Genomic DNA, 14,266 nt, shown 5'->3' on the forward strand with positions numbered 1-14,266 from the left:
TCATCCCTCCGCTTTTAACTCAAGAATTAAATCGCGCAATTCAGCGGCGCGCTCAAAATTCAACGCGCGCGCTGCCTCTTTCATTTCGGCTTCAAGACGCGCAATAACGTCCTTCTTCTCCTTCTTGCTCAGCTTGCTGTACGCTTTCTGCGGCAAATATTCTTCCTGTTCCTCCGCTACCTTTGTCGCTTCAATCACATCGCGCACCGCTTTACGAACGGTCTGCGGCGTAATGCCATGCTCTTCGTTATACGCAATCTGTTTTTTGCGGCGGCGGTACGTCTCTTCCACCGCACGCTCAATCGATTGCGTCATTTTGTCAGCATACATAATGACGTGACCATTGGCGTTGCGCGCGGCCCGGCCAATCGTCTGAATCAAGGAGCGCTCATTGCGCAAGAATCCTTCTTTATCGGCGTCGAGAATGGCCACTAGCGAAACTTCTGGTATATCCAATCCTTCCCGCAGAAGATTGATTCCAATCAGTACATCGAACACTCCCAGACGCAAATCGCGGATAATCTGCATCCGTTCAATCGTTTTAATATCCGAGTGTAAATAGCGAACTTTGACTCCGACTTCTTTCAAGTAATCCGTTAAATCTTCGGCCATCTTCTTTGTAAGCGTCGTGATAAGTACGCGCTCATTCTTCACGATGCGCTCGTTAATCTCGCCTAGCAAGTCGTCGATCTGACCTTTGGTCGGGCGAATATCAATCGTCGGATCAAGCAGCCCGGTTGGACGAATCACCTGTTCCACTACGTCCGGCGCTTTCTCAAGTTCATACGGCCCGGGCGTCGCTGATACATAAATAATCTGATGGATATGTTTCTCGAATTCTTCGAATGTCAACGGGCGGTTGTCTGCGGCGGACGGCAGGCGGAATCCGTGTTCGATTAGCATATCCTTACGTGCTTTATCTCCATTGTACATGCCGCGGATTTGCGGCAATGTAATATGCGACTCGTCCACCATAATGAGAAAATCGTCGGGAAAGTAATCAAGCAGCGTATACGGCGTCGCCCCCGGGGGCAATCCGTTCAGGTGGCGCGAATAATTCTCCACGCCGGAGCAATAGCCCATTTCCTGCAACATCTCAATATCGTAGCGGGTTCGTTGTTCAAGGCGCTGCGCTTCCAAAAGCTTTCCTTTCCCTTTCAGGTAGGCAAGGCGTTCTTCCAGTTCTTCCTCAATACTTTTGATGGCCCGCCGCAGACGCTCCGGGCCGGTCACATAGTGAGAAGCCGGAAAAATCGCCACATGCTCGCGCTCATGCAGCACCGCTCCGGTTAACGTATCAATCTCAGTGATACGCTCAATCTCGTCACCGAAAAACTCAACGCGAATCGCATGTTCACTGTTGGAAGCCGGGAAAATTTCCACGACATCGCCGCGTACCCGGAACGTGCCACGCGTGAAATTGACGTCATTCCGGTTGTACTGAATATCTATCAGCCTGCGCAGCACCTCATCCCGGCTTTTTTCCATGCCGCGACGCAAGGAAAGAAGCATAGCGCCGTATTCCTGCGGCGAACCTAAACCATAAATACAGGACACACTGGCAACAATGATGACATCATTGCGCTCGAACAAGGCGCTGGTGGCCGAGTGGCGCAGTTTATCGATTTCCTCATTGATGCTGGCATCCTTCTCAATGTACGTATCCGACTGTGGAATATATGCTTCCGGCTGGTAATAGTCGTAATAGCTTACGAAATACTCAACTGCGTTGTTCGGGAAAAATTCTTTGAACTCGCTAGCAAGTTGCGCCGCAAGCGTCTTGTTGTGCGCAATGACAAGCGTCGGCTTATTAACTTTACTGATCACCTGAGCCATCGTAAATGTTTTCCCCGTTCCTGTAGCCCCAAGCAAAGTCTGATGTTTTTTACCGTTCACAATTCCTTCCGTCAGCTTCGCAATGGCGGTCGGCTGGTCCCCTTTCGGTTCGTAATCGGAGACAAGCTCGAACTTTTTGTTGAGCTTTTCCAAAGTTTCACCATTCCTTCTATTAAAATGCTGCCATTAATTATATCACATTATATTTACGAAAAAGGGGGTTCCAGAAATTTTTTTCGAACTAATGTTCCGATCAAATTTGTAAAGAATAAGAGCAACCCTCTCCTTCTCCCCAAGCGCTTTTGCCTTTTTCGCTTCATACGCAAAAATACGCAAAAGAGGCAACCCAGCAACGGGGAAAAAGAGAGGGCTGTCATCCCTACTCCGTCAAACTAATTCCTTTAAGCCAGCGATAACCAATGTACGTTCCGGCGAAGCCGCTGGCAACGCCTAATAAAATAACCGGCAGAGGCTGCTTCGGACCATCGAAGACAGCCATCATGATGCCAAGGGTCACAATGGCGCCTACCCATATATTAAGTGCCACACGCGAAATCACCGCCGCGAGAAGAAGCGGAACGAGTAAGGCAAGCACGTATTTTATGATCATAATGTTACATCCTTTCCCTGTTCAAAGGGGACTTCATACGATTCATTGTTGCGGCGCGTCCGGACTTTGCGGAATAAACCGAATAATCGGTTGTACCCTCCCTGTTCAACATATTCGTCCGTTTCTACATCAGGCGCCAAGATAAGCCCCAGTTGATGGTGATCACCCTGATATACAGAACGCTGAACATACTTAATATGTCCTTCCCTGTTCATTACTTCCATTTTACAGAAAGCCGATTGCCGCTGCAATGCCAGATAAATCGCCGCTTTATTGTTAATTTCGCGTCCGTTAATACGCAAAATTACATCGCCCGTAATAATTTCCATCTCATCCGCCGGACTTCCCGGCACAACAGCCAATACCCGGACACCTTTTTTCAATTGCACATATAGCGGAGTATACAATCGACGCTGCCATTTCCCGTAAATACGAAACGCCTCATGCCCAAGCAGGGAAAGCAGACCTCCGAATACAGCGACAGGAAGCCAATACACGCCCGCCCAGGCCAGCACAAACAGCAAAATCCCGAATAGCATGATTCGTCTGCCCGCCTGTTTCGCTTTCTCCTGCGGTGTAGACAATACCGCCAAATCAGCATATCCGATTACGGTTGGGATCGGCAATAAACTCAATGCCGCTGCTCCCGCGTAAAAAAGCGGCCACCAGCCCGATGCATCTATAGCATAAGTGCCGCCCGGAACACCTGATACAAACAACACAGCCGGGATCATCCAATATTTTTGAATCACATATGCACCAACTACCCGTCCGCGCTGGCTTTTGATCAGTACAGGAGAGAATCCTTGTTTCGGCGTCAATTGCACAAGCAACCCTTCAGCAATATGCAGTAAAGCGACCAGTGCCAAAACGCCTGGAATATTCACTGCCCGCAGCCATAGAAGCAATTGGCCAAGCCATCCATCCGCACCATCAGGCGGAACCAATCTTGCCAAAACCGACACAATCGCTAAAAAACCGCCGCTGTATGCGAATGATAAAAAGCGAATGTTTATCAAAGCAAAAAGGATGCTTATCCCCCATAACAGCACAACATCATAATAGGAAAGAGCGATTCCGAAGAGAAGCAGAAGCGCGGAAACACCCACGCCCGCAAGCGCACCCAGCAGAAGCGAGCGGAGGAGCTCTCCCGGCGCCGAAGTCAAACGCACATGAAACAGCTTGCGCTCCTGAACAACCTGTTTATGATAGTGCCAAAACAAAAGCAAAGCAAATATATACAAAGCAGGACTTAATAAAAACTTCGGAATCTGTATCAGTACATCCAGCAAGAATCCTGACCAATCACCCATTTCCCATCCTCCGATTTAAAAAATCGAGCCAACATATGCCAGTGTCCTTTGAAACCAATCATCCTGTAAGAAAAACCACTTCTATTATAGTAAAGAAAAAGCCACGACATAAAGGCCGTGGTTCTATAATTCTACAAACGGTAGGGCGAACCCTCCCTGATTTCTAATTTGTCTGTTGGGATAATACTTCGATGGCCGCCTGTAGTTGCAAATCGTTTTTCGGGTCTCGAATGCGTTTTATCAACTCTTCCTGCATCAGACCTGCCGTTTTTTTATCTACCTTGCCGGTCATCGGCAGCTGGTGCAGATTTTGGAAGATTTTAACCGCTGCTTCCGTGCGAGCGTCAAAATACCCGTCCATGCGACCCGGCGCCTGTCCAAGTCCTTTGAGAATTAATTGCAAATTCTTCACATCAGAGCTTGTCATATCGCGCTTCAGTTCCACACCATCCGGTAACAGAACCGCTTTGAAATAATCAGGTTGCTCAATTTTCACATCCGGTATTACGCCTTTTTTGTGAATCCAGGTACCGTCCGGTGTCAACCATTTGGCTACCGTGATTTTCAATTGGCTGTCATCTTCGAGCGGCATCGTGTTCTGCACGGTTCCTTTGCCAAATGTATTCGTGCCGACGACTTTATATCCGCTGCTTTGCAGCGCGGCAGCCAGGATTTCTGAAGCGCTGGCACTTCCCTTGTCCGTCAGCACAACGATCGGATATGCAGCTTTTCCTTTCTCGGAACGAAACACTTCCTTTTTACCATCACTATATTGAATTTGTAAAATAATCCCCTTATCCGGCACAAGCAAATTTCCAATCTCCACAACAGAATCCAGCAAGCCGCCCGGATTGCCGCGCACATCAACAATCAAGCCATCGATTCCTTTTTCTTCAAGCTTTTGCAATTCATTAGCAAAGTGTTTAGCCGTATCCTGTGAGAACTGGGTAATCTCCAGCTTGCCGAACGTTTTGCCATCACGCTGAATCGTTTCGCTGTAAACCGTCTCAATCGGGATATCATCACGGATAACCACGATACGCAACGGTTCGGATAAACCTGGACGCATGATTTCAAGCTCCGCCTTCGTTCCTTTTGGCCCGCGGATATGCATCACCGCGTCACTTAAGCTCATCCCTTGCAAGCTTTTGCCGTTAACTTTCAAAATTTGATCTTCTGGACGAAGGCCCGCTTTCTCAGCAGGGGAACCTTTGATCGGAGAAACGATGGTTACCCGGTCATTCTTCAGTGTTACTTCCGCACCGATACCTTCAAACGTTGATTGCAAAGACGAATTAAAGTCTTTCGTTTCTTTCTGATTCATATAATCGGAGAACGGATCATCGAGCGTCTTCACCATCCCCTCGATGGCGCCATCAATCAGCTTGGCTTTATCCTGCTTCTCCAATGCTGTATTTTCGATTAACTGATAAGCTTCGTACACTTTTGCGAAATCGGGATTTTGCGGTACTGCCTGTCCCGACGCCGCCTGTCCCTCAGGCACGCGGGTGCCGTTCTGACCGAAACCCTGTCCAAAAAATTTGGCCGCCGCTAAGGTAACAATGCTGGTGGAAACGACGACAAGAAGAAGCATCACAAAAAGCGTACGGCGTTTTACATACAATATAAAAACACCACCTTTGATCAATCCGATTTACCACCTAGTATATGACAGATATATCAGGGATATATCTGTTATTGCCAAATTATCGCAAATATGACATCGGATCGACTTTCTGACCATTACGAATGACTGTAAAGTGCAAATGCGGGCCGGTAGCACGCCCCGTAGAACCGACTTCCGCAATCTTTTGGCCCGCCTTTACCTCCTGCCCCTCAGACACGACAATTCCACCATGACGGATGTGGGCATACAATGTGCTTAAGCCGTTTCCATGATAAATAATAACAGTATTGCCATACCCATTCATATAACCTGTGGAAGCTACCACACCATCCGCAGCCGCATAAATCGGCGTTCCCTGCGGAGCAGCCAAATCGGTGCCATCGTGGAACTTACGGGTATGAAGAATCGGGTGAATACGATAGCCAAAAGAAGAAGACATGCGAGCACCGGAAACAGGCCAAACGAACTGCCCACCGGAATGAACGGGCGGCAGAGACCAGCTTCCGGCATCAGAAGAAGAGGCACGGCGAGCCTCTTCTTCTGCCCGACGTTTCTCTTCGATCTTCTGCTGCAGCTGATTGACAAGCTCAAGCGACGCATGCTCCTGTTCCTCCTGGATTTCTAGCAATTCGCCCTCTTTTGCTATCAACTCTTTCAGAATACGCTCCCGCTCCTGTTTCTGCTCTTCAAGCTGCGCGGCCAGCTGCTGGGCTTCTGCCTGCATTCTCTTTAAATTCTGCAATTCTGTTTCGATTTGTTTCTTTTTCTCCGCAATAATGTCACGGTCGCGCTTATTGTCTTCAAGAATCGTCACGTCCTGTTCAACAATCGACTTCACAGCATCCAATCTTTCAAGAAAGTCACTGAAATCCTGGGAGCCCAGCAAAACTTCCAGATAAGAGATGTCCCCTGCTTCATAAATAGCGGATACGCGTGTTTTTAGCAATTTGTCGCGCTTCTCTACTCGGATAATGGCTTCTTGAAGCTGCTTGGCCGCTTGCTTCAGTTCAGCAGTTGTTTTCTCGATCTCTTTGTTTAACTCGTCGATTTTCGCCTGGGTTTCATTCATCTTCAAATCAATGCTCATGATATCTTCTTTGGTCGACTGTTGCTGTGCTTGGATACTACTAATTTGCTGTTTGATTGAGCTTACTCTATTCTTTGCTATCTGACTCTCTCGCTTAATTCTATCAATTTCCTTTTGAACATTCGCGACTTCATTAGCCTGGCTGACCGCCGGAGTCATTCCCGTAAAAAGAATGGTAGCCGCCAGCGGAATCAGGAACTTCTTCGCCATCTTTTCCTCCTCATAATTCTTGATTTTTTATATATGTAAAAACCGTCGCACGGACATTAAGCTTCCCCAGATACCAATAAAAGCGCCGATTCCAAGCAACACAAGCGAAACTTCCAGCATAAGCGGATATATCGGCAAAAGATGCAAAAAATAAAGCGCAAGCTGTTGCTCCACAAAATCTAGCAAAGAGGCGTATCCTACACTTAAGACAATGATCGGCACAATAGCGCCAATGATCCCCATAAGTGCTCCTTCCACAAAAAACGGCCACCGGATAAAGCCGTTGGTCGCGCCAACAAGCTTCATAATCTCGATTTCCCGGCGCCGTGCTATAATGGTTAATTTAATCGTATTGGCAATCAAAAACATTGCCGTAAACGCAAGGGCAATAATAAATGCCACGATGACAAAGCGAATCACATCCGTTACGGCGAACAGCTTCTTCGTCGTTTGCTCAGCATAGTTAACCTTCTTCACACCGTCGATCGCTTCGATTTTCTGAGCCAAGGCTCCGGTTTGCTGCGGTGTTTTCGCTTTGACAATAAAGGTGTCCGGCAAAGGATTTTCTTTCTCCAGTCCGTTCAAATAGTCACGTTTATCGCCAAAACTTTCTTTCAAGTTCTTCAGCCCTTCTTCTTTTGAAACAAACCTCACCTCGGCGGCGTCAGGCAGCTTCTTAAGCGCGCCTTCCACCTTCTTCACCGTTGCATCGTCAGCTGTTACGTCGAGTGAAACACGAATCTCGACCTGTTTCTCCACGGTCTGGACAAGGTGCTGAATGTTCATCGCCATCATCAAAAAAACGCCGAGAATTAAGAGAGTAATCATCACCGCGCTAATAGAAGCGAACGTCATCCAGCCATTCCGGCCAAGATTCTTGAATCCTTCGCGCATGTGACGGGAAAGCGTGCTAGTCTTCATAGCCATACTCCCCTCTCTGCTCATCCCGAACGATCCGTCCTGCCTCAATCGCAATCACCCGCTTGCGCAGGCTATTTACAATTTCTTTATTATGTGTAGCCATAACAATGGTTGTCCCGCCCCGATTTATCTCGAGCAATGTCTGCATAATATCCATCGATGTCTCCGGATCAAGATTTCCGGTCGGTTCATCGGCGATAATGAGATCAGGTCGATTTACAATCGCGCGCGCAATTGCCACGCGTTGCTGTTCCCCTCCGGACAACTGGTCAGGAAGTGAGCGCGCTTTGTGTTTCAGCCTTACAAGCTCCAACACTTCCATTACGCGCGGCTTAATTTTTTTCCTGGACTCTTCAATAACTTCCATTGCAAACGCTACGTTTTCGTAGACGGTCAGTTTCGGAAGTAGCTTAAAGTCCTGAAAAACGACGCCAATCTTCCGCCGCAGATAAGGAATTTGACGCTCTTTGAGACGATTGATATGAAAATCGTTAATCACAATTTGCCCTTTTGTCGCTTTTTCCTCGCGGTACATCAGTTTAATAAACGTTGATTTTCCCGCACCGCTCGGTCCGACGACATAGACGAACTCCCCGTCTTTGATGCGGACATCAATTCCCTGAAGGGCCACGGTTCCGTTCGGATACGTCTTCCATACATCCTGCATTTCTATCAAAAAAATCACCCAAACTATAATTTTTTCTATCGCTTCCGTGGAAATGACATCATCCAACAATAAACGCCTTTTCTATTATACCATTTGTCGAGCAAAACGCATGAAGAATCGCACATTATTTCCGACAATTTTCTAGCAAAAAAAACATCCCCTTCTTGTAAAAGGGGATGGCCTCACCGATAGTCTCTATTTCTCTTCTATCCTTCCATTTCATCCTATTTATAAGAGTTGAACGTTTATCTTCTTGATATGTTCTTCCACCCATACGTGTGTTTGTTTCAGCTGAACCTCGGCGGCAGTAATCTGAATTTCTACTTGATTCTTCGCCGTGCCACCCAGCACATTGCGTGCATTGACAACGTTCACAGGATTGAGCGCTTCATAAATATCCTCTTCGAATTGTTCAGAGAACTGTCTGAACTCATCCAAGCTCATATCCAGCAAGTACTTCCCCTGCTCAATACAATACAACACGCTTCTTCCTACAACTTCATGAGCCTGACGGAAAGGCATACCTTTTCCAACCAAATAATCCGCCAAATCAGTAGCGTTGGAGAAATCATGCGCCACCGCCTGACGCATGTTTTCTTTCTTGACTTTCATCGTGCGAATCATCGGAGCAAACAATGATAGCGCGCCATGAAGTGTGGCGACTGTGTCAAACATGCCCTCTTTGTCTTCCTGCATGTCTTTATTATACGCAAGCGGCAACCCTTTGAGAACCGTAAGCATACCGATTAGACTGCCGTATACCCGACCCGTTTTGCCGCGGACAAGTTCCGCCACGTCCGGATTTTTCTTCTGGGGCATAATGCTGGAGCCTGTGCAAAACGCGTCGTCCAATTCCACGAAGTTAAACTCGTCGCTCATCCAGAGAATCAGTTCTTCGCACAAACGAGAAAGATGCATCATCAGCAGGGAAGCATTGGCCAAAAATTCAACAATAAAATCGCGATCGCTTACCGCGTCCATACTATTCGTGTAAACGGCGTCAAATTTCAACAATTCAGCCACGTATTCGCGGTCGATCGGGAACGTCGTACCCGCCAGCGCGCCGGCTCCCAGAGGCAAGACGTTAATTCGCTTCCAGCTATCCATCAACCGTTCCGCATCGCGCTGTAACATGGAATAGTACGCCATTAAATGATGCGCGAACAATACCGGTTGTGCCCGCTGCAAATGCGTATAGCCCGGCAGAATGGTGTCGATGTTTGCTTTCGCCTGCTCAAGCAGCGACTCCTGAACCTTCACGATTAAATCAACAATTTCGACGACACGCGCACGCAGGTACAAATGCATATCGGTCGCGACCTGGTCGTTGCGACTGCGCCCGGTATGCAATTTGCCGCCCACCGGTCCAATTTGTTCAATCAGCATTTTTTCCACATTCATATGCACGTCTTCGTTCTCAACCGTAAACTCTGCTTCACCCGCTTCGATCATGGCAGCCACCTTTTTCAAGCCTTCCGCAATCGTGGCCGCCTCATCTTCGCCGATAATGCCGCACTTGCCCAGCATTGCCACGTGCGCGAGGCTTCCGGTGATGTCCTCTTTCCACAATTGCTGGTCGAACCCGATGGATGCCGTATATTCTTCTACAAGTTTATCGGTTGCTTTGGTAAATCGACCGCCCCATAGCTTCATGAATGCAGGCGTTTTCCTTCTCTCCACCTCAAGAAAGAAAACGCCTTTCCCTCCTCTCAAACCTCGATTCTCCTGTCAATCTCAAGCATTTTTATTGCTTGATTGCTTCTTTTTTATCAATAACGACCGCTTTCGGCGCATGGTCCAGTTTGTCTTTATTCGTTTGTACGAACACTTTTGTCGGCAGGCCCCACAGTTTGACAAAGCCGATCGCCGCCTGATGGTCAAACGTATCTTCCGTACCATATGTCGCCAAGTTTTCATCGTACAGAGAGGATGCCGACTTTCTTCCGACTACGATCGCATGACCTTTGAACAGTTTCACACGGATGGTACCTGTCACAAATTTTTGCGTTTCTTCCACGAACGCCTTGAGCGCATCCATAATCGGTGAGAACCACAGGCCTTCATAAATAACCTGGGAGATTTTTTGCTCAATAATCGGCTTAAACTGCGCCACTTCGCGTGGTTGTGTCAAGAACTCCAGTTCGCGATGCGCCAGAATAAGCGTAATTGCTCCTGGGGCTTCATATACTTCGCGGGATTTGATGCCAACGAGACGGTTTTCTACATGGTCAATGCGCCCCACGCCGTGTTTGCCCGCAATTTTGTTCAGTTCGAGAATAAGTTCACTTAGCGGCATCTCTTTGCCGTTTAACGCTACAGGTTTGCCCTGGATGAACTCAATTTCGATTTCCTCTGGAGCGTCCGGCGTATCTTCCAGGTGAGCCGTCAGGTCATATGCACCTTTCGGGGGCTCGTTCCAGGGATTTTCTAGTTCACCGCATTCGCACGCACGGCCCCAAAGATTTTGGTCAATGCTGTATGGGTTGTCAAGGTCAACCGGAATCGGAATGTTATGCTTCATCGCGTACTTGATTTCCTCATCACGGCTCATGCCCCATTCACGTACCGGAGCGACAATTTTCAAGTTCGGATTAAGGGCTGTGATCGAAACGTCGAAACGCACCTGATCGTTCCCTTTGCCTGTGCAGCCGTGGGCCACGGCAACTGCACCCTCTTCTTCCGCAATATCAACGAGCACTTTCGCAATAAGCGGGCGGGACAGGGCGGATACGACCGGATATTTGCCTTCATACATTGCGTTCGCTTTTAGTGCTGGCAAAACAAATTCATTCGCAAACAATTCTTTTGCATCCACAACGTATGATTTAATGGCACCAACCTGCAGCGCTTTGTCGCGTACAAACTCCAAATCCTTGCCTTCGCCGACGTCAAGCGCTACGGCGATAACGTCATAATTGTACGTTTCCTGCAACCATTTAATCGCCACAGATGTATCTAAACCGCCAGAATAAGCCAGAACAACTTTTTCTTTTGCCATTGTTCAAATCCTCCCCTTCTCTACTCGTGCATATTATGTCACGTCTCACACCATGCATTTCCTATGAAATATTATGCAATTTTATTAATAAAAATTCAATAGATTTTTTGCAAAAAAATATTAGGCTTACTGGCTTCCATTATTTTTCCTTTTTTTCTGCTTCAGTATCAACACGCTGTTGCATTGCTTTGGCATCGGCGCCGAGAATCTGGTCAGTATCATCTTTGATGGAAGCAAACATGCGGGTGAGGCGTTTGTTAACTTCACCGAATACAGTGCCTTCTTCATAGTCTCCCTTTTCATCGCAAGTCCCGGCCTCCACGCCCGTAAGAATCTCAATTCCTTCCTCAATGGTACGTACTTGCCAGATATGGAATTGCCCGGACTCTACCGCTTCGATGACTTCGGGTCGAAGCATTAAATTTTTCACATTCTGGTGCGGAATAATAACCCCCTGCTTACCGGTCAAACCAATCGCCTTGCATACCGCAAAGAAGCCTTCGATTTTCTCATTTACACCGCCGATCGGCTGGATTTCGCCCCATTGGTTCACCGATCCTGTCACGGCGATGCCCTGCTTAATTGGAATGCCTGAGAGCGAAGACAGGAGCGCATATAGTTCGGTGCTTGAAGCACTGTCCCCATCAACCATGCTGTATGTCTGTTCGAACGTAATGCTCGCTGACAAGGGAAGCGGCTTATTCTGAGCAAATTTTCCCGCCAGGTATCCGCTCAAAATAAGCAAGCCTTTATGATGTAGCTGACCACTTAGTGAGGTTTCCCGTTCAATATTGATAATACCCTGGCGCCCGATAAACGTACGAGCCGTAATACGGTGCGGCTGGCCAAACGTGTAATCGCCTGTTTGCATTACTGCAAGCCCGTTAATCTGCCCCACTTTCTCACCGTCCACATCGACCATAATCGTGCCCTCTTCAATTAATTCCCGCATTTTCTCATCCAGCCGATTGGCACGGTATTCTTGCTCCGCAAGCGCTTGCCGCACATGACGTGCTTCCACTACCGGGCTGCCTTCTTCTTCTGCCCAGAAGCTCGCCTCCACAAGCAAGCGATTTACATCGTGAAATCTGGCGGTCAATTTGCGCTGATCACCGGCCAGACGCGTACTGTAATCCATTAGCTCCGCCAGAGCGGAACGATGAAACGGCAGCAAGCCTTCTTTCTCGCAATAATTGCGAACAGAAGCCGCAAATTCCCGGTACTTTCGGCCATCTTTTTTCATATCCGTGTCAAACTCGACCTTGACTTTAAAAAGTTTATGGAAGTCCTCGTCCAGTTCAGATAACAAGTAGTATACATACGGGCTGCCAATTAAAATAACTTTTACATCCAGCGGAATTGCCTCCGGTTTCAGGCCGCTTGTAGCGATAAGCCCATATTCTTCCGCAGGGGTCTCAATACGGAGCTTTTCCGTTTTCAATACCCGCTTCAAAACATGCCAGGCCAGTGGATTACGCAAAAGCTCTCCCACCTGCACGATCAAATATCCCCCGTTCGCCATATGCAAAGATCCCGGTTTAATCATTGTGAAATCGGTCGTCATCGTGCCGAATGTACTCCGGTATTCGATACGCCCGAACAAATTGTAATGGGTCGGGTTGCTTTCAAAAATAACCGGAGCGCCGGATGTTCCGCTGTTATCGACCAATACATTTACCTTGTAGCGCAGCAAATTCGCTTCTTCGTTCCTTTGCAATAACCGTGCCATCGCTCCCATTTCGGAAGGTTCGTCTTTAAAAAAGTGGTAATTATCAATGACGTCTTCTTGATACGCGCGCAAATATTCGCGCACTTTTTCATCTTCATACTGCGCAAACAGCGGCTGAAACAGATGCTGTACGGCCTGGCGGACGGAATCTTTGTTTAACTGGGCAATTTGCCGTTCGACCTCTTTTTCGATTAGCTGAATTTGTCGTACCGACTCGGCGACTTCCTGTTCTAGCTTTTTGCTTTTCTCTTTAATCTCCTGGCGCGTAACCTCAGACAGGCGATTAAATTCCTCATTGCTGAGCGGTTTTCCGAACATAAGCGGAACCGTGATAATTCCGCCTTCGGACGTACGTTCCAGCGAGAAATTGAACTCACGCGCGAGTTCATCAAGCTTTTTCCATTGTTCCTGCGCCCTTTTCTCGAAATTTTGCAAAACTTGACGGCGTTGCTTTTCGTATTCGTCCCCGGCAAACGTTTTCCGTACCTCCCGCTCAATATCCTGAATCAACTCTTCCATTCTTGCCTTGAATTTCATGCCCTCTCCAGCCGGAAATGATAGTGCTAGCGGATGGTCAGGGCGGGTGAAGTTATATACATAGCACCAATCGTCAGGCACGGGCTTTCCTTCCGCAGCTTGGCGCGCTTTCACCTTGGCGTATGTGGTTTTGCCGGTGCCCGGGGAACCTGCAACAAACAAATTATATCCATGCTTTCTGACTTTCAGTCCGAAGTCCATTGCGCGCACGGCCCGATCCTGACCGATGATTCCTTCCTTAAGCGGTTCGATTTCCGCCGTCGTCTCACATGGAAATACTTCCGGTGGTGTCATGACACGTAATTTAGATACCGGAACTTTTCTTTGTTCTAAAGTTTCTTGGGCAACACGCTTCCACATCGTTGCTCATCCCTTTCTTCAGCTATCTACTCTATACATTAATGAACCTCCCCCACTTACCATAGGTTGAAGTGGGGGTTTCTGAACTATCCACCTCGACAGAACAGGCGATCAGCGGGTTGTCGCTGATCTCACAGACACGTGCCGTCTGCGAGGGGAATCATTCAGCAACACACCCTTACAGGCGTGGGGCGGAACAAACCATCTACTACTTCTCGCTTAGGCGATCCGTAGATACGTGGGTTTCTGTATTTCAAACGGCAAGGACTGAATCCGGTTTTCATACAACACTTTGGACAGTAGATTCGCCGCACCGTGAATGTCCCGATGTTGGGTATAGCCGCACGAACAGCGATACATACGCCCACGCA

Annotated in this window: 10 protein-coding genes; all 10 read right to left on the reverse strand. The window is 47.9% G+C overall.

Annotation, left to right across the window (positions count from 1 at the left end):
- Nucleotides 1-1,989 carry an excinuclease ABC subunit UvrB gene (gene uvrB / locus BLR88_RS15845; RefSeq protein ID WP_057897536.1) on the reverse strand — a complete coding sequence of 663 codons (1,989 nt, stop codon included), beginning with the start codon at nucleotides 1,987-1,989 and terminating at the stop codon, nucleotides 1-3.
- Nucleotides 1,990-2,215: 226 nt separating this feature from the next.
- Nucleotides 2,216-2,446, reverse strand: coding sequence for a DUF2198 family protein (locus tag BLR88_RS15850; protein WP_057897535.1), 231 nt, complete (start codon nucleotides 2,444-2,446; stop codon nucleotides 2,216-2,218).
- The gene (locus tag BLR88_RS15855) at nucleotides 2,443-3,759 is read right to left on the reverse strand and encodes a PDZ domain-containing protein (protein WP_057897534.1); all 1,317 of its coding nucleotides are present in this window, start codon (nucleotides 3,757-3,759) and stop codon (nucleotides 2,443-2,445) included. Before BLR88_RS15855 ends, BLR88_RS15850 begins: the two co-directional genes overlap by 4 nt.
- Before the next feature lie 163 nt (nucleotides 3,760-3,922).
- Nucleotides 3,923-5,383 (reverse strand): S41 family peptidase, encoded by a 1,461-nt coding sequence (locus tag BLR88_RS15860; protein ID WP_091261178.1) that lies wholly within the window; start codon nucleotides 5,381-5,383, stop codon nucleotides 3,923-3,925.
- 82 nt (nucleotides 5,384-5,465) lie between these two features.
- Nucleotides 5,466-6,683 carry a murein hydrolase activator EnvC family protein gene (locus BLR88_RS15865; protein WP_057897533.1) on the reverse strand — a complete coding sequence of 406 codons (1,218 nt, stop codon included), beginning with the start codon at nucleotides 6,681-6,683 and terminating at the stop codon, nucleotides 5,466-5,468.
- Nucleotides 6,684-6,710: 27 nt separating this feature from the next.
- Complete coding sequence (ftsX, locus tag BLR88_RS15870; RefSeq protein ID WP_057897532.1) at nucleotides 6,711-7,604, reverse strand: permease-like cell division protein FtsX; 894 nt, start codon at nucleotides 7,602-7,604, stop codon at nucleotides 6,711-6,713.
- Nucleotides 7,594-8,280, reverse strand: a complete 687-nt coding sequence (gene ftsE / locus BLR88_RS15875) for a cell division ATP-binding protein FtsE (protein WP_057900212.1) — start codon at nucleotides 8,278-8,280, stop codon at nucleotides 7,594-7,596. Before ftsE ends, ftsX begins: the two co-directional genes overlap by 11 nt.
- A gap of 219 nt (nucleotides 8,281-8,499) precedes the next feature.
- Nucleotides 8,500-9,924, reverse strand: a complete 1,425-nt coding sequence (gene argH / locus BLR88_RS15880) for an argininosuccinate lyase (protein WP_091261180.1) — start codon at nucleotides 9,922-9,924, stop codon at nucleotides 8,500-8,502.
- 91 nt (nucleotides 9,925-10,015) lie between these two features.
- On the reverse strand, nucleotides 10,016-11,269 hold the full coding sequence (locus BLR88_RS15885; RefSeq protein ID WP_057897531.1) for an argininosuccinate synthase: 1,254 nt from the start codon (nucleotides 11,267-11,269) through the stop codon (nucleotides 10,016-10,018).
- Between the two features lie 139 nt (nucleotides 11,270-11,408).
- Nucleotides 11,409-13,895, reverse strand: coding sequence for a Lon protease family protein (locus tag BLR88_RS15890; RefSeq protein ID WP_082705849.1), 2,487 nt, complete (start codon nucleotides 13,893-13,895; stop codon nucleotides 11,409-11,411).
- Nucleotides 13,896-14,266 lie beyond the last annotated feature (371 nt).

Origin of the sequence: Aneurinibacillus thermoaerophilus, from assembly GCF_900099925.1 — a bacterium.
In the GTDB taxonomy this organism is placed as follows: domain Bacteria; phylum Bacillota; class Bacilli; order Aneurinibacillales; family Aneurinibacillaceae; genus Aneurinibacillus; species Aneurinibacillus thermoaerophilus.

Excerpts from the sequence above, each read along its gene's own strand:
- BLR88_RS15850 (WP_057897535.1), bottom strand. The coding sequence starts at position 2,446 with ATGATCATAAAATACGTGCTTGCCTTACTCGTTCCGCTTCTTCTCGCG.
- BLR88_RS15855 (WP_057897534.1), bottom strand. The coding sequence starts at position 3,759 with ATGGGTGATTGGTCAGGATTCTTGCTGGATGTACTGATACAGATTCCG.
- BLR88_RS15865 (WP_057897533.1), bottom strand. The coding sequence starts at position 6,683 with ATGGCGAAGAAGTTCCTGATTCCGCTGGCGGCTACCATTCTTTTTACG.
- ftsX (WP_057897532.1), bottom strand. The coding sequence starts at position 7,604 with ATGAAGACTAGCACGCTTTCCCGTCACATGCGCGAAGGATTCAAGAAT.
- argH (WP_091261180.1), bottom strand. The coding sequence starts at position 9,924 with ATGAAGCTATGGGGCGGTCGATTTACCAAAGCAACCGATAAACTTGTA.
- BLR88_RS15885 (WP_057897531.1), bottom strand. The coding sequence starts at position 11,269 with ATGGCAAAAGAAAAAGTTGTTCTGGCTTATTCTGGCGGTTTAGATACA.
- BLR88_RS15890 (WP_082705849.1), bottom strand. The coding sequence starts at position 13,895 with ATGTGGAAGCGTGTTGCCCAAGAAACTTTAGAACAAAGAAAAGTTCCG.